The sequence below is a fragment of the Ruminococcus sp. AF31-8BH genome (assembly GCF_003460605.1).
Lineage (GTDB): Bacteria > Bacillota > Clostridia > Lachnospirales > Lachnospiraceae > Blautia_A > Blautia_A acetigignens.
This window is the reverse complement of record NZ_QTVN01000008.1, coordinates 32448-48781: the sequence shown is the minus strand read 5'-3', so window position 1 is coordinate 48781 and position 16334 is coordinate 32448. Positions and strand designations below refer to the sequence as shown.

General features: G+C 42.7%; 14 protein-coding genes and 1 tRNA gene. 3 read left to right on the top strand and 12 right to left on the bottom strand.

Translation table 11 applies throughout. From position 1 onward, the window contains the following. Window positions 1–102: 102 nt before the first annotated feature. The 5 genes from DWZ38_RS11225 to DWZ38_RS11205 are packed head-to-tail and all read right to left on the bottom strand — an operon-like array spanning window position 103 to window position 6103. Complete coding sequence (locus DWZ38_RS11225) at window positions 103–1092, bottom strand: hypothetical protein (RefSeq protein WP_117852750.1); 990 nt, start codon at window positions 1090–1092, stop codon at window positions 103–105. A 31-nt stretch (window positions 1093–1123) separates the two neighbouring features. Further along, window positions 1124–2287, bottom strand: a complete 1164-nt coding sequence (locus DWZ38_RS11220; protein ID WP_117852747.1) for a hypothetical protein — start codon at window positions 2285–2287, stop codon at window positions 1124–1126. Between the two features lie 58 nt (window positions 2288–2345). Beyond that, window positions 2346–3581, bottom strand: coding sequence for an SGNH/GDSL hydrolase family protein (locus DWZ38_RS11215; RefSeq protein ID WP_117852745.1), 1236 nt, complete (start codon window positions 3579–3581; stop codon window positions 2346–2348). A 23-nt stretch (window positions 3582–3604) separates the two neighbouring features. Continuing rightward, window positions 3605–4585, bottom strand: a complete 981-nt coding sequence (locus DWZ38_RS11210) for an ABC transporter permease (protein WP_117852743.1) — start codon at window positions 4583–4585, stop codon at window positions 3605–3607. A 12-nt stretch (window positions 4586–4597) separates the two neighbouring features. Further along, a complete protein-coding gene (locus DWZ38_RS11205) occupies window positions 4598–6103 on the bottom strand; it encodes a sugar ABC transporter ATP-binding protein (protein WP_117852741.1) in 1506 nt (501 codons plus the stop codon). A gap of 330 nt (window positions 6104–6433) precedes the next feature. Here DWZ38_RS11205 and DWZ38_RS11200 point away from each other — a divergent pair, with 330 nt between their 5' ends. Then, window positions 6434–8932 (top strand): helix-turn-helix domain-containing protein, encoded by a 2499-nt coding sequence (locus DWZ38_RS11200; protein ID WP_173766189.1) that lies wholly within the window; start codon window positions 6434–6436, stop codon window positions 8930–8932. A gap of 194 nt (window positions 8933–9126) precedes the next feature. Here the strand turns inward: DWZ38_RS11200 and DWZ38_RS11195 are convergent, their stop codons facing one another. Then, window positions 9127–10431 carry an ATP-binding protein gene (locus tag DWZ38_RS11195; RefSeq protein ID WP_117852736.1) on the bottom strand — a complete coding sequence of 435 codons (1305 nt, stop codon included), beginning with the start codon at window positions 10429–10431 and terminating at the stop codon, window positions 9127–9129. Window positions 10432–10575: 144 nt separating this feature from the next. Continuing rightward, window positions 10576–11952, bottom strand: a complete 1377-nt coding sequence (locus tag DWZ38_RS11190) for an MATE family efflux transporter (protein WP_117852734.1) — start codon at window positions 11950–11952, stop codon at window positions 10576–10578. 282 nt (window positions 11953–12234) lie between these two features. On the opposite strand from DWZ38_RS11190, the gene DWZ38_RS11185 reads away from it, so the two are divergent. Beyond that, on the top strand, window positions 12235–12510 hold the full coding sequence (locus tag DWZ38_RS11185; protein ID WP_117852731.1) for a hypothetical protein: 276 nt from the start codon (window positions 12235–12237) through the stop codon (window positions 12508–12510). Window positions 12511–12533: 23 nt separating this feature from the next. Here the strand turns inward: DWZ38_RS11185 and DWZ38_RS11180 are convergent, their stop codons facing one another. Both DWZ38_RS11180 and DWZ38_RS11175 read right to left on the bottom strand, forming a co-directional pair. Continuing rightward, window positions 12534–12974, bottom strand: coding sequence for a helix-turn-helix domain-containing protein (locus DWZ38_RS11180; RefSeq protein ID WP_117852728.1), 441 nt, complete (start codon window positions 12972–12974; stop codon window positions 12534–12536). A gap of 151 nt (window positions 12975–13125) precedes the next feature. Next, window positions 13126–14601, bottom strand: a complete 1476-nt coding sequence (locus tag DWZ38_RS11175; RefSeq protein WP_021926079.1) for a nicotinate phosphoribosyltransferase — start codon at window positions 14599–14601, stop codon at window positions 13126–13128. 232 nt (window positions 14602–14833) lie between these two features. On the opposite strand from DWZ38_RS11175, the gene DWZ38_RS11170 reads away from it, so the two are divergent. Continuing rightward, window positions 14834–14905 (top strand) — tRNA-Gln (locus DWZ38_RS11170). A 317-nt stretch (window positions 14906–15222) separates the two neighbouring features. Here the strand turns inward: DWZ38_RS11170 and DWZ38_RS22480 are convergent. From DWZ38_RS22480 to DWZ38_RS23510, 3 genes are read right to left on the bottom strand one after another with little or no spacing between them, the layout of a single operon-like run. Next, window positions 15223–15543 carry a hypothetical protein gene (locus DWZ38_RS22480; protein WP_117852726.1) on the bottom strand — a complete coding sequence of 107 codons (321 nt, stop codon included), beginning with the start codon at window positions 15541–15543 and terminating at the stop codon, window positions 15223–15225. A gap of 52 nt (window positions 15544–15595) precedes the next feature. After that, on the bottom strand, window positions 15596–16165 hold the full coding sequence (locus tag DWZ38_RS11160; protein WP_347519508.1) for an aldo/keto reductase: 570 nt from the start codon (window positions 16163–16165) through the stop codon (window positions 15596–15598). Between the two features lie 8 nt (window positions 16166–16173). Continuing rightward, the gene (locus DWZ38_RS23510; protein ID WP_317259463.1) at window positions 16174–16299 is read right to left on the bottom strand and encodes a hypothetical protein; all 126 of its coding nucleotides are present in this window, start codon (window positions 16297–16299) and stop codon (window positions 16174–16176) included. Window positions 16300–16334: the final 35 nt, after the last annotated feature.

The window sequence follows — 16334 nt, the reverse complement described above, 5'->3', positions numbered from 1 at the left end:
TTCATCCTTTTTCACTAAATTTGGGTACAAAAATACTGCTGCAAACAGAAGCTCGCTTTTTCCGTCCGCATCTCCATTTGCAACAGTATCTGATTTCACATTTTATGCATGCGCTGCTTTTCTCTTTTCAAAGAAAGCTGCAATTTTTCCTGACTGGGAAGAAAAGGTATAGAAGCCCAGTACGAAAACTCCCATAATAATCTGCTGCCATCCGCCAGCTCCCAGATTCAGGCAGTTCAGACCATAGTTCATAATCTGCATTCCAATTGCTGCAATTGCGATTCCAATCACATCATTGCTTGCCAGTCCAATAAAAGTTCCCATAAATACCGGAACAATATAGGAGAACATAATGGATGAGGTTGCCAGGCCAGACTGTGGAGTGACATCATTCTGTGAGATGTACACGATTGCAGCCATTCCAATAATCAGCCCGGAAAAAATATAGGAAGTAAATACGTTTTTATTCTCATTGATTCCAATATTTACTCCAGCGCTCTGATTGTTTGCGAGAATTTTTCCTCTTCTTCCTGAAGCTGTAAAGTATGTATATACCACAAAAATGAGCATTGCCAGCACTGCTGGAAGAAGAACCAGCGGCATACGTCCCATTCTGGAAAGAGTCGGCGTGGAGTAAAACCCACGGATTCCCTGACCCCCAAACAGCAGATAGGTCAGTGATTCATACAAAAGTGTCATTCCAATGGTACAAATGATGATCGGAAGTCTTCCCACAATATATACAATGGCTGTTCCCATAGAAAGAACCACGCCCAGAGCTACGGCAACTGCAAATGCAGTCCACATGCTTCCCGTCTGCTGTCCCGCATAGCCTGCACCAATTGCGGCAAGTACCATGGAAGCACCTCCGGAAAAATCAAAGCGGCCGTTTTTTAGCTGAAGCCAGATAGCAAGTGCCACACATACTGTCATGCAGCTGTTGATCACAACCTGCTTGACCATATCTTTTCCCAGGAAAATATTGTGTCCATTTACAAAACATTTATCGCTGTTCATGGTGATGACAAGCATCACCACAAACATCAGCACTGGAAATGCCAGTGACAATAATACTTTTTTTACAGCTTTCATAGCATACTCCAATCGTCAGCCTATCTTCTCCTTAATATGTCAGAGTCTGTACAGCTTCTACAAGTCCGGCATAAGTCGCATCGGGATTTCCAAATGCAGTCATATTTAACACATCCTCCGGTGTATATGCTGCATTAGCTGCATCAGCGGTATTGTAAAGGGAATTAACATAAAGCTCCATATCCTCATCACTGTTTACAATATACAGTTCCGTGCTGATTCTCTCTGCCTTTTCTGGCATATCTGCAAATTCAGTATCATTAATCTTATTTAACATTAATACAAGCGGATAAACAATTGACTCTGCACCAGTAAATGCAATCTGCTGATAGGTCTGTGTTCCTGCGGATCCAAAGTTTGTTTCCTCTCCGCCGTCTGCACCAGTTGTAAACAGCTTAATATCGGAATCTACACCAGCAGAAACCATTGTAGGATATACAAAGCTTGTTCCTGCTGCGAAGCTCATAATTGCCTGTGTGTCAGGGTGTTTGGAGAAATAGGTGCTGTCAAGCGGAGCAAAGTTTAATACATCTACTTCTTCATCCAATGGATCTACTGTAATCGGTGTTTCAGCAGTTTTATTATACTCTTCCACATCGGCAACAAACTGTTCAGCAGCAGTTGTCTGTGCCGGGAAAGCCCATACCGGGAAAACCGCCATTGAAACATGGGTAAGCGGCGCATCCGCATTTCTTTCATTATATTCGATCAAGCTGTCAAAGAACTGATCTCCAATATTGACATCATCCGGGGCATGTCCATCAACAACTGTTCCAAGGAAGTTGGAATTTCCGAATACATCATCATAAGCAGTTGTGTAAGAAGTATCAAAGTCGCAAAGATAACCTGCATAATAAATTCCGGCCGCCTCACATTCAGAAAGAATGGACTGTGTTCCAAGATCCATAGTGCCAATGATTCCGTCTACACCGGAAGCAATTAACTCCTGTACCTTTGTAAGGTTTGCAGCTTCATCAGTCTGGGTAAATGTACCATATTTAAATTCTACATTTAATGTGTCAGCCAGGGATTCCAGAAATGCTTTTGTAGCATTCGGAGCCTTTCCTGTATCCTGGTAGAAGCAAACGCCAATTGTCGCTTTCTTTGGCTCTGCGGATACGGATACCACGCTTACAGAAGAAGCAGCCAGTGCACCAGTCAGTGCAAGTGCCATAATTTTCTTAGATGTTTTCATTTGATGATTCCTCCTTGAATTGTTTTTATTGTTATTGTTGTTATTCTTTTAAATTGCATTATTTTAATATTTCAGAAAGTGTTTCCTCAAACACAGGTGTCCACAGTTCTTTATAGCCAGTTGCATTTGGATGAATAGGATCTGGTTCATTTTCTGTTCCATATTTTGTCTTCATATAAGAATTGATTTCTCCTGAAAGACACATATCTTTCAGTTTTTCGTTGTTCCATAAATCAACTACATCAATATCCCATTTGTCTTTAAGTTCAAACAGTTTATCCACCATTGCCTGATATTCATCTGACTCAAAATATGTGCCTGTGTAGAATACAACCGGACAATCCCAGGTGCTTTTTACATATGAGATAATTGTTTCCATAGCACCAACTATAGTGGTATCATCGTATTCATCACTATCACTGATTTCACCTAATGGCATTCCATTTGTAGCATCATTCGTAGACAACTGTACCACAAAAGCATCAATATCCATATTCGGGTCTATTTCTTTCATTCTCTCAACATAAGAAGAATCTGAAGTATTGGTAAGCATAGTTCCGGAAATTGCATATTTATATGTGGAAACAGCACTGTGATTTTCTGCAACTGTCTCTGCCATACTATATCCATTATCCCCAAATGTAACTGAAGAGCCTAGCCATACAATTGTTTTTCCGGAAATAGGATCTGACTCATCTGCATCTGCATTATTTTCTTGCGGAACACTGGCGTCATCCCCATAGCCGACTGCCACAGCGCTTCCAGCTTCATACAGATACATATTTCCCATTGGAGGCAATGCACAGGACATGGTTCCTCCCCATTCCATAGTGTATCCTGGTTTATAAGACACGGTAATTTTCTCACCGGCTTCTACTTCAACAGCTTTATCTACCACAAAAAGTCCTAACTCATTAATATCTGAATAAGTCTCATTACAATATTGGATTGGAATAATCGGCACATATTCTCTGGCATCACCAACAGTAATACCTACATAAGTTGTACCTGCTGCGTAAGGTGATTTACCAAGCTCCAAATAAACATCATATGTTCCCTCTACGCCGTCCGGAACATCAAATACCACCTCAGTATTATCTCCTACCTGTGTAATAACCCCAAGGCTTTCGTTATACCCGGACTCTACTTCTTCTCCATTCTGATCATAACCAGTTCCACTAACTTCTGCGTCAGAAGCTTTCAGCTCCACATTTTCCATTGCCTCAGCTTTAACCTGGACTCCAAACAACATAGATAAACAAACACCAGCTAAAAATAACTTTCTTTTCTTCATTTTCTTACTCCTTACATCTAATTTTATCTTGGAAGTACTCCATCACGCTTCCGGCAGGTTATCATAACAATAATGATAAAAATCACTGCTTTCAGGAAGTTGATCATATTCAGGTCAACGCCCATTGTGGTAAGGTCATTGCTGAGAAGCACGTAGGTAAAGGTTCCCACTAATGCACTGCTGACCTTTGACTTCATTCCGCCTGAAAGAGGCATTCCACCAAGGATCAGGCAGATCATAACGTCCATTGCAAAGCCCGTTCCAGTTCCTTTTCCAGCACTTCCTGTACGGGTAAGCATAATAAAAGCTCCAATTGCTACAGTCACGCCAAATGCCATATATGCAAATACCTTCCACTTTGTAGTATTTACGCCGGACTGTTCGGCCGCAATCTCGTTAGCGCCAATTGCTTTGGTATATTTTCCAAATTTCGTATATTTGAAGAAATATGTAACAAGCACTGCCACCACTGCAATTGCAATAATCAGCATAAGTGTGTACTGATTTCTGTCCATTGGCTTGATTTTTGCCTGAATGGAAATACTTGTATTTCCAGTTCCCTCCATGAGAAGCAACTGCGCTCCTGTGAAGAAGAACATCAGAAACAGGGAGGTTACGATTGACGGAAGCCCCAACCACACTGCAACAGCGCCGTTAAAAGCGCCACAGGCAAGGGCGATTGCCAGAACTACAATAAACGCAACCGCTACACCAGCAGTTGTTCCACCCATTTTGTTGGAGATCAGTATGTACAAAATCGCATATACACCAACCTGCTGACCAACGCTGACGTCCATAAATCCCATGGAGTAAACAAACACCGCTCCCAAGGAAATGATTGCATATGGCGCAACAGTCTGTAAAACTGTGGTCGCATTGTACATCAGCTTATCTCCGCTGAAAATCAGAAATAAAATTATCGTAATTACCAGTCCTGCATAAGCAGCCACATCATAAACATGTCCTTTCAGCCAGGAGGCTGTTTTATTTTTCTCTTTTTCCACTTCTTTGCCTCCTTATATCATGTACTCGATAATGTCGGTCTCCTTCAGTTCCGGAGCACGCATTACTTCGCCTGATTTTCTGAAATCTTTCATAATAATAATCTTATCTGCCATACCGATCAGTTCCGCCATTTCTTCACTGATCAGAATGATTGCCTTTCCTTCTTTCTTCATCTGGGCAATCAGTGCATACATAGACTGTTTCACGCCAATATCAACGCCTCGGGTAGGACAGTCCATAATCAGAACTTCCGAGCCTCTCGCTGTCCACTTTGCAAAAGAAACCTTCTGCTTGTTTCCACCGCTCAGAGTATTTACCCACTGTTTTCCAGTTCCGCATTTAATTCTGAAAGAATCAATTTCTTTATCTGCGCGATCTTTTTCAGAAGCCGGGTTTATGAAGGTTCCATGCTCCAGTGACGGAAGCAGCGGAAGTACGATGTTATCCTGAATAGAACCGTCCAGTATCAGTGCCTCTTTGTCACGGTTCTTGGAAATATATCCGATTCCGGATTCAATCGCCTGCAGACAGGTTTTAATCTCTTTTCCGTTTCTCACAACACTTCCAGATTCAAGCTTCTCTAATCCAAATGCGGCTCTTCCAACCTCATGCATTCCACATCCGGACAGACCGCCGAAACCAAGAATCTCGCCTTTATGTAAGGTAAGTGAAAAATCTTTAATCGGTCCAAAGGAGACATTTTTCAGTTCCAGCGCAATCTCATCGCTGTGGCTGGTATCGTAATCCTCGCGGTAATAAGCCTCTCCGATTTCTCTTCCAACCATCATGTAACGAATTCTCTGGACTGCATCCGGTGCATCCATTTCTTCCCGGTTCAGATGTCCGATAATATTTCCATCACGAAGAACCGTCAAGTCTGTACACTGTTCCAGGATCTCATCCATATCATGGGAAATAAAGATCACACATTTTCCCTTCTCCTTCAGCTCATGAATCAGCTTATACAGAATCTGACGACCTTCCAGGGAAAGAGCTGTTGTAGTCTCATCCACCACGAAAACTTCTGTTTCATCAGATACGCATCTCACAATCTCAATCAGTTTTCTGTCCTCGAATGTGAGCTTATTAATGCTGTCTTTTGCATGAATATTGGTGATTCCAAAGCTCAGAAGCATTTTCTCAGCCTCAGCATTTGCCTTTTTCATGCTGACGAATCCAAACTTTGAAAATTCATCAAATCTTCCAGCCAGCAAATTCTCTGCCACTGTACAATCTGGAATCGTGTTTGCTTCCTGAAGTACCATGCTGATTCCGGCTTTCTGAGCCTCCACCATATTTTCAGGTTTCCAGCTTTGCCCTTTGTATGTCATGGTTCCTCCGCTGGCAGCCTGCATTCCTGCAATAATTGAAGTAACCGTTGACTTTCCGCTTCCGTTTTCTCCGATCAGGCCGCGGATCTCTCCGCGGTAAAACCTCATGTCTACTCCTTTCAGAGCCTGAGTCGGTCCGAAAAACTTTGTCATATTTTTTACTTCAATGAGTAACTCTTTTTCCATAGTTTCCTCCGAATTGTTTCACTCCTGTGTCTCTTGCTTTTCATGATTATATTGTACCGTTTTCGGTCATGGTGCTTCAAGGCTACTTTTTTGCATTGAATCGTACACTTTTTAATAAAAATCATAAAATTTCTTCATAGAGCACCTCTTTCATCTTTTTTCACATAAAAAAATGTACATTTTTATATTTACATTTGGAAATACGTATATCATAATGAAGGTAACATAGTGCGGCACAGCCTACTCAGGCAATTGGTTAACATAATTTCATTTCGATTTTTAGGATAATCGCCGATGTTTGCAAAGAAATTCATAGAAAGGACATTCCCTATGTTAGACGAACGCCACGAAATAATTGAATTTGGCCCACACATTCCCCTGAAAATATTCATTCATAAGCTTGGCTCCGTTTCCAAGCACTGGCATTCCAGCCTGGAGCTGCTCATGGTACTGGAGGGAAACATTTCCATTACTGTAGATGGGGAAACCTGGCAGCTGAAAGACGAGGACGTAATTCTTATCAACTCCAACAGCATCCACGAAATTCATTCAGAAAACGGTGCTGTCATGATTGCAGTCCAGATTAAGCTTTCTTTGTTCAATCAGTTTCAAACTGATCTGACTTCTATTGTTTTTGACTGCAACAGTGCAACCACACCGGACTTCAAGAGGTATGCCAACATCCGCTTTGCTATTGCTTCTCTGATTCAGGCAAATTCCTATCATTCCGATGGAACGGACTACATGAACTATTCTCTCAGCTATTATCTGGTCTCCCAGTTACTGGAAAATTTTAAATCCAATGCTTCGGAGACTTTACAGAAACAGCAAAAATACATGGAGCGTCTTACCCGAATCATCAATTTCATAAATGAGCATTATGCGGAAAATTTTTCCCTCAGTGACCTTGCCGCCATGGAAAATCTGTCTGTACCTTACCTTTCTCAGTTTTTTGACAAATATATGGGAGTAAAATTTATCCAGTACTACACTGGCATTAAACTGGAACATGCAGTAAGTGATCTGATTTCCACTAAGGATTCTATTGAAACGATTGCTATGCGAAATGGTTTCACAGAATCCCACGCTTTTATCCGCGCGTTCAAAAAACAGTATCAGATGCTTCCAAGTGCTTTTCGCAAGCAACAGGCCCAGAATCCTACACTTACAGCCCACGCAAATGATATTAATTATCTGCTTCTTGAGCCAAGCAATTACCTGCAGGCACTCACCAAGTACCTTTCCACCAACGACCTTTCTGCTCACTCCATGCCGTCCGCGGTACACAAGGAACTGGTCGTATCAGACATTCCGGTAACCGAAACACTTACACCCCTTCGGCATACCTTCAAAACTTTCACAAGTGTAGGCCGCGCTGCCGAGCTTTTGGACCGGAATATTCAGGAAATGCTTATTGATCTACAGAAAAATGTGGGATTCCGTTATATAAAATTTCATGGGATTCTTTCTGATGACATGATGGTGGTCAGCCGCATCGGGCAGGAGCTTCGTTTTACCTATACTTTGGTAGACCAAGTTCTGGATTTTCTTTTGTCTATTCAGTTGAAACCCCTGATCCAGCTTTCTTTTATGCCAAAAGAATTAGCGGAAAATCCAGATAAAACGGTATGCTATTGTCCTTTTATTACCAGTCCGCCTGCTGATATGAAAGAATGGAACTTTTTAATTGAGGACTTTACCAGGCACCTGATTGAACGCTACGGACTTGATGAGGTGAAGCAATGGCCTTTTACTGTATGGAACGAACCGGTTACTTCCAAAAAGATGTTTGGCTTCGGAGATGATGCACTGTTTTTCCGCTTTTATAAACATACTTATGACACTGTGAAATCAGTTTGCCAGGATATTCAATTTGGAAGTCCTTCCATGCTGTATATTGAAAACCTTGGAAACGCGGACTGGATTTATCGTTTTGTAGGGTGGTGCCAGGAAAACAATTGTCTTCCGGATTTTATGAATATTCACTATTATGCAGATATTATTCTGCCAACATCCGGGGATGATTTTTTTCTTAACAAAGCAACCGCATCCTGTTTTCCCCAAATAACCGACGATTTCAGTCTTTTCATAGGCGGTGTCAAAAAAATATTTAAGACTCTCGGACTTCAGGATAAGCCGGTATACATGACTGAATGGAATTTCACCATGTCACACCGCAACCTGATCAGCGATACCAGTTTCAAAACCTGTTATATTATGAAAAATCTTCTGAAAAACTATGACAGACTGGATTCCTTTTGTTACTGGAGCCTTACGGACCTGATCCGGGAAAATCCGCTTCCGCCTAATCAATTCCATGGCGGACTTGGAATCTATACAAGCAGCGGACTGCGCAAGGGTGTATTTTATGTTTTTTATTTTGCCAATATGCTTGGAGATGAATTGATTGCTTCCGGAGATGGGTATTTCATCACACGAAAAGGCGACAGCTACCAGATTATCACTTATCATTACATCCACTATGGTGATCTTTTTGCTGCCGGAGAATTGTTCGATATTACAGAAACCAACCGTTATACCGCTTTTGATACAACGAAAAGCTTCGATATTTCTTTGCAGTTAACGGAGGTTGCCAACGGAAATTACAATGTGAAAGAGTATTTTGTAAACCGCCATCATGGAAATGCTTACGATATCTGGCTGGAGATGGGCGCTATTCCGCTTTCGCCCAAAGATACGGATCTATTCCGCGGATTATGTGTCCCAGGATTCCACCAGAGCAGGCTCTACGCAGAAAAACACGCGCTTACATATACTGCAGAGCTGGAACCTTTTGAAATTCGATTTGCGGAAATAAGTCCTTTGTAAAAAGATTTCGTTTTATCAAAATATATTGCGCTATTTAGAAATGTTTTATATCGTTATAGCATCAATCTTTCTGTATGTCGAATGGTATTTCGATATACAGAAAGACTTTTGCATTGTTTTACGTTTTTCAGAATTAATTTTATATCATGTCGTTCGTTTTATCGAATCATCTTTCGTTTTATAGAATATGTTCGCTACATATTTTTCAGCAGAAAACTGGCCTGGAACCGGTTTCCGTCGGCCTCAAACTTACAGGTGCCGCCGTTTTTCCCGCACAGCTTTTTGATGGAAAGGATTCCGATTCCTTCCTCTCCTTTTTCCCGCTTTTTGGAATAAATCTTATCTTTCTCCTGGAGTAAAATTCCGTCAAAGGAATTGTCTACTGTAATCAGCAGCATGTCGTGCTTTTTCTCTGAAAAAACTTCGATATAGCGTTCCCCCTCATATGACCCGGCTGCGGTTACTGCGTTGTCCAGTGCATTTCCCAGAATGGTGCAAAAATCTGTGTCCGGGATTGAGAGGTCTTTCAGATGACAGCACACGGAAAAGTCAATGTTTTTCGCCTTGGCAAGACAGCCGTAATGGTAGAGGACACCGTCTGCCGCAGCATTTCCCGTGTATGGAATATCCACTTTTCCCATTTGTTCCAGTTCCAGATTGTCACAGTAATCCCGCAGGCCCTGAAGGTCGTCAGCGTCAAGAAGTCCCTTGATTGCCGCCACCTGGTGGCGGAAATTGTGGCGTGCTTCCCTTTCTGCAAGAACCTGCCCGGTAAGTGCCTGGTAGTAACCTTTCTGCTGGTCGATCTGTTGATTCATCTTTTCCTCATTGCGGAAGCGCTGGTGATCGCGGGCAATGGCGATGCAAAGCAGTATGGTCGCCGCACCAATCAGACACTTGCTCAGCATCTGTCCAAAGGTGCTGGTATAAACGTCTGCGCTATCCGAAAAAATGCTTGCGAAAAACAAGGCAATGGGAATAAACCAGATAGAATCCCAATAGTTCTTGCAGTCGATTTCCAGGAATGGGGTAACGGTATACCTCATCAAACGTCTAAGCAATGGATACAAAACGGCATAGATGATAATCGCAATCACACTGGTCTGGGCAATCCCTGCTGCATCTCCCTGCATTCCAAGATGGGAGCTGATATACGCTCCAACGGCCAGTGTAATCATAACAATATCCGCCACAATTCCAAAGACAAATAAATGCACTTTGGTGTATCCGCGGACGATCTGCACATTTACCACTGCCATAACAATGCAGAAGACAATCAGATTCACCTTATAAAAAGGCACATCAATTACCTGATTGATTCCCATCCACATGCAGATCCCGAAATCCACAGCCAGACCAGCCAGATAAATTGCAGTTAAACGGCACTTGTCTTTAGCCGAAATTTTTTCATAAAATGGGACTATTCGCAGGAGCAGACTGGGGACGTGGGCAAAGATGCAAAGCAAGCTTACGACACCAATCATGAGTGTATTTTCCATATCAATATTTCTCCCTTTTTCGATCCTGTGCTTGAAATCTTTCGCAGCTATTCAGCCGCACTATTGCGCAAATCATTTTTTTGTAAACATAGTTCACAGAACGCCCAAGATGTACAGCGCGGATTTTCAGGCAGACCTTAACTATTAATTTCTTGTCGGTTGGTTTTCCATCCGCTTCAGCTCTGGCAGAATCGTTGCCAGCATGGTAACAAAACACAGCCCTCCGCCAATCACATTTGACACTGGCTCCGCCAGAAATACTCCATGTGTTCCCATGTGAAACACATAGGGAAACAGATAAGTAAGCGGCACCACGATCACAACTTTCCTCAGCAGGGAAAAGAAAATTGCCTGTTTTTTCTTATTCAGGGACTTGAAAACAGTCTGTCCAATGTACTGCAGATCCATGAAAATAAAAGCGGCAAAATAAGTTTTCAGCGCCGGAACCGCATCCTTCACAAGGAGCTTATCCGAACTGAATACTGCAATCAGATAATCCGGTGCAAAAATAATCACGCTCCACATTACAGCCGTGTAAACCAGAATCATCATAGCCATTGTCACCATAGCTTTGCGCACAAGTGCAGGACGATGAGCTCCATAATTATAGCTTAGAATCGGGGAAGTGCCCTCATTGATAGCATAAATAGGCGTCTCCACCATCTGCCGCACACTTGACACAATGGTCATAACCGATATGTACACATCCCCGCCAGTCACGCCAAGCACATTATTGCAGCAAATCGTTACCAGACTGTTGGTCAGCTGCATAATAAAGCCCGCCGTTCCAAGGCTTACAATATTTTTCGCGTATTCCACACAGCTGTGCAGTTCCTTTTTCTGTAAAAGCCGCGCCTTCATCTCCGCCTTTCGCTCCAGGAAAAGAAGCACATATGCTGCGGACAAAAACTGGGAAAGCACCGTTGCAATTGCCGCACCTTTGATTCCAAGTCCAAACACAAAAATAAACAGCGGATCCAGAATCAGATTGGCCACAGCTCCAATTGCAACAGACAGCATTCCCGTAGTGGCGTATCCCTGCGCATTGATAAACGGGTTCATTCCCGTGGCAATCATAGACGGCACCGTTCCGATCAGGTAAATCATCATATACGGGTACGCATGCACCAGCGCCTCCTCGGACGCCCCGAACATCACCAGCAACGGTCTTGCAAACAGAAGGCCAATCACCATCAGCACCACACCGCTTGCGCAGACCATAGTAAAGGAAGTGTTCATGACCATCTGCGCCTTTTGGTTCTCTTTCATTCCTCTGTTAATGGAAAATAAAGGCGCGCCGCCGCTTCCAAACAGATTGGCAAACGCCGTAATAATCATAATCAGCGGAAAGCAAAGTCCCACCGCTCCCAGCGCCGTCGTTCCCACTTCCGGAATCCTCGCAATATAAATACGATCCACAATGTTATACAAAAGGCTCAAAATCTGTGCCACCAGCATAGGAATCGCCGCACTGAAAATATTTCTGGTCACAGTACCGTTTTCAAAATCAATACGTTTCATATTACATCACAGCTTTCTATTATTACTTTTTATATAAGATAATTTTGCACATTGCAGTTAGAATTGTCAAGTAAGGATGTTCACGTTCTAGAGCCTGTTTGAAAAATCATTCCTGCAATCTGCACGCCCTAGCATTTCAAAGCTTCTCCAATATTACTGTCCGGTCATTTTTCTTTAGTCCGGATTTTACTACTTCAAGTCCATATATAGATTTTCTAATCTGATATTTTCGCGTATTATTAAATCAAAGATAAGAATTCATAAATGAAAGGAGTCCTGATTATGCTACAGTATAACATTCATTTAAGAACCGTAAATGACTTTAGAAACTATGCAAATATGATCGTCCGTTTCAATATTGCCGGATTTGTAAGAGTAAGAAAGGAAGAAATCAACATGTACGATATCCTGGAAATCATGTCCCAGGGGCCAGTGGATTCCATGATTCTGAACCTGACAAAATATACTCCGGCTCAGATTCCGGAACTTGAGCATTATATGGAGGAAGCCAATTTTTTTAATGACTTAAATACAGAGGATGTCAGTAACATTGCCTGATTCTCCACCACTTAGACCAAATTTTACAATCCGCTCCGGTACTGCACAGGCGTAACTCCGGTATGCTGACGAAATATCTTTCCGAAATAACTCAGTGAGCTGAATCCGCACATTTCACTGATTTCCGTAATTGTACGGGTGGTTGAGGTCAGCATCTCCTTAATCCGCGCAGAATCTTCTCTGTGGGAAGAAGGTTCGATCTGCACCGCAGTTATTTTATCAAGCAGCCTGCACCAGAATTCTTCCAGCTGGGTGCGCACCCGAATTTCATAGTACTGCGGTTCCTGAGATGACAGACGGATCATTTCTTCAATATACACAAATGCCGGATCTGATGCTGGAATTTCCACTCCGGAAATCTCTGAATTCAGCACCGGGGCAACATACTTCCGGAAAATTTCTCCATTGTACTGCCCGGCAAGCAGCACAGGCTCGAAAAGAAGCGCATAAATCCTGCACTTCACAGGATTTTCCGGCTGATAGGCATGAAATTTCCATTTTTATTACATCCACATAAAACAACATTACCCTCCACCACAAACGATAGAGGGTATGTCATATTTTTACATTCTGTTAGATTCACTGGCTTTTTTTCCCGAAGGCCCAGTCTCAAATTTACTCTTCCTCGAACTCCAGATCCTTGCGGCTCATTTCCTCGATCAGCTCTCTCTTCACCTCGAAAAGCTTCGCGGAAAGATCCACATAAACCTTCTGCGGATTGGAGAATCGTCTGGACTCATCCCAGAGTGTACTCTGCTCCTTCTGGCAAATAGCGCGCAGTTCCATGACAGACGGGGAAGTGTAGACGCGTTTGCCCTCTTTGATAACTGGTACCAGAAGCTCACGAACTTCATAAGTTCCGCCAAGAATTTTGGTCTTCTTCCAGGTGTCAACCGGGTCAAATACAACCATCGTCTCATCCGGATTGATCTTTTCATCTGCAAGACAAATCAGATCGGCCTTAATCTTGCCTGTGGATTTGCTGTAAATACGGTATACGGTCTTATTGCCAGGATTGGTTACTTTCGCAGTGTTCTCGGAAAGCTTAATCTTCGGCACAAACTCACCTGTCGTCGGGTCTTTCACTGCTGCCAGCTTATAAACACCACCAAATGCCGGGTTGTCATTGGAGGTGATCAGACGTGTTCCAACGCCCCAGGAATTAATCTTGGCATCCTGTGCTTTCAGGCTCTCAATCAGGTACTCGTCCAGATCACTGGACGCGGAAATGGTGGCATCATCAAATCCGGCTGCAGACAGCATCTTATAAGCTTCCTTGGAAAGATAAGCAAGGTCACCGCTGTCGATACGGATTCCATATTTTTTCAGCTGAATGCCTTCCTCCCGCATTTCCTCAAATACACGGATTGCGTTTGGAACGCCGGATTTCAGCACGTCATAGGTGTCTACCAGAAGGATGCAGGCATCCGGATACATTCTTGCATAAGTCTTAAATGCGGTGTACTCATCCGGGAAGCTCATAATCCAGGAATGTGCATGGGTTCCCAGTACCGGCACGTCAAACATCTGTCCGGTCAGCACGCAGGAGGTTCCGATACATCCGCCGATCACCGCTGCTCTTGCACCGAAAATACCAGCGTCCGGTCCCTGGGCACGGCGAAGTCCAAATTCCATAATTCCGTCTCCCTTAGCAGCATAGCAAACACGGGCTGCTTTGGTAGCAATCAGGCTCTGATGGTTCATGATATTCAAAATAGCAGTCTCTACAAGCTGTGCCTCCATAATAGGCGCAACCACCTTCACCATAGGCTCTCTCGGGAAAATAACGGTACCTTCCGGGATTGCATAAATATCACCTGTAAAATGGAAAGCGCGAAGATATTCCAGAAAATCTTCTTCAAATATGGAAAGACTGCGCAGATATTCGATATCCTCATCTGTAAATCTCAGATTCTCAATATACTCAATCACCTGCTCCAGTCCGGCACAAATGGCAAAACCGCCTCCGCATGGATTATCACGGTAAAACATGTCGAAAACGACAGTCTGGTCAGTTGGGTTTTTAAAATACCCCTGCATCATGGTAAGCTCATAAAGATCCGTGAGCAGAGTCAGGTTATTTGCTCTCATGTTCATTCTCCTCATCAATAGGACCTGTCAGGCAGGTAATTATTTTGCTTGATTATATCATATTTCCCCTGAAATTCACAGGGCAAAGCAGTATTTTTTCCCGTAAAATCAAGGCTTCCAGTGAATTGAATAAATTTTTTTAAAAATTTTGAAAAAAGGGGTTGACTTTTATATATACGTTGATATATAATACAACATGTCGCAAGCGAGAAAACAACTTGCTAAAGCGCATAGGGCTATCGCCAAATGGTAAGGCAACGGACTCTGACTCCGTCATTTCAAGGTTCGAATCCTTGTAGCCCTGCTAAATGAAGCACCTCAGATGAGGTGCTTTTTTCATGTTATGAAAGTCCCGGAAGCCGCATATTTACTGGCTTTGCGGGACTTTTAAAATATTTCTAAGAATCTTTTCTCAGGACTCTGGCAGACAATTTTCCCCTTATTTTCCTTACTGATTTTTACTGCATTTTTGGTGGTTTTCAGATGCGATAGGTCAATCTTAGGTCAATTTAAAATGACGATTCCTCCGAATTCCGATTGTCTATTTCTTCTTTTTTATCATCTTCTTTTTCATCGCATTATATTCAACCTGAACCCATGCGATCTCAGCAAATAATACGATCATAAGAATACCCACCTGCAGCACAACGCCATCCAACTTTTCAATAAAATATGCAAAAACTGATAGCGTAATAAAAAGTGCACAACCCATTCCTCCAAACACTCCATATCAAGGTTTTGAAGAGCCTTTCTGTAACAGTCAAAGGATTCCGGATGCTTTTCTTCCATCCACTTTAATGTCTTTTTCGGGCCAAAATAGGGATGATGCATGATATCGAAAAAAATCTCCAGGCTATCGATCAGCACCCAATGCCAGCGAAACAGTCCTTCACAATCCCCTCGTTTTGCACGCTCAAACATTGATTCCATTTCCGGCACCATAAAAGTCCCGGAAGGGGCATACCTGCTTTCCGAGACTTTTAAAATTTTTTGTTTACTCCTCCGCCATTGCGTACTGCACAATCATGGGATCATCATATTCCGCCCACATGGATTTGTTCTCGTCCAACATTTTGAGTTGCTCCATTTCGTTGTCGGTCAATTTAAAATCAAAAATATCCATATTTTGCTTCATGCGTTCCTTATGCACACTCTTAGGAATTACAACAATTCCACGCTGAATGTGCTGCCGAAGAGCAACCTGTGCTGGTGTTTTCCCATGTGCATCTGCAATTTGCTTTACAACGGGATTTTCGAGGACTTCTTTCAAACGGTGCTGGGCAAGCGGTCCCCACGCCTCGTGCTGGATGTTGTACTTCACCATCCACTCGTGCAGATTATACTGCTGCCAAAATAAATGCGTTTCCACTTGATTAACCGCAGGCGCAATCCGATTAAAAGTTGCAATATCTGCCATACGTTCTGCACTAAAATTAGAAACACCGATAGCCCTGATCTTGCCCTCATCATACAAACTTTCCAGTGCATGATATGCTCCATAATAATCCGACAGGCATTGATGAATCAACACAAGATCAAGATAATCCGTTTTCAGCTTTCTCAAAGATTCTTCTACAGACGATACCCACACTCTATTGCATCATAGACACACTGCGCCGTATGCTCTGCCGGAATTTCAAATACTCCGAATCCAATTATGGGCATTTCCACACCATTATTTAATTTTACATATTCCATATTTTTTATTCTTTCGTCAATATTATTTACAAAAA

Coding starts and splice junctions, on each gene's coding strand:
- DWZ38_RS11205 (WP_117852741.1), bottom strand. CDS start 6,103: ATGGAAAAAGAGTTACTCATTGAAGTAAAAAATATGACAAAGTTTTTC.
- DWZ38_RS11175 (WP_021926079.1), bottom strand. CDS start 14,601: ATGAGAGCAAATAACCTGACTCTGCTCACGGATCTTTATGAGCTTACC.
- DWZ38_RS11185 (WP_117852731.1), top strand. CDS start 12,235: ATGCTACAGTATAACATTCATTTAAGAACCGTAAATGACTTTAGAAAC.
- DWZ38_RS11190 (WP_117852734.1), bottom strand. CDS start 11,952: ATGAAACGTATTGATTTTGAAAACGGTACTGTGACCAGAAATATTTTC.
- DWZ38_RS23510 (WP_317259463.1), bottom strand. CDS start 16,299: ATGGAATATGTAAAATTAAATAATGGTGTGGAAATGCCCATAATTGGA.
- DWZ38_RS11215 (WP_117852745.1), bottom strand. CDS start 3,581: ATGAAGAAAAGAAAGTTATTTTTAGCTGGTGTTTGTTTATCTATGTTG.
- DWZ38_RS11225 (WP_117852750.1), bottom strand. CDS start 1,092: ATGAAAGCTGTAAAAAAAGTATTATTGTCACTGGCATTTCCAGTGCTG.
- DWZ38_RS11220 (WP_117852747.1), bottom strand. CDS start 2,287: ATGAAAACATCTAAGAAAATTATGGCACTTGCACTGACTGGTGCACTG.
- DWZ38_RS11195 (WP_117852736.1), bottom strand. CDS start 10,431: ATGGAAAATACACTCATGATTGGTGTCGTAAGCTTGCTTTGCATCTTT.
- DWZ38_RS11200 (WP_173766189.1), top strand. CDS start 6,434: ATGTTAGACGAACGCCACGAAATAATTGAATTTGGCCCACACATTCCC.
- DWZ38_RS22480 (WP_117852726.1), bottom strand. CDS start 15,543: ATGGTGCCGGAAATGGAATCAATGTTTGAGCGTGCAAAACGAGGGGAT.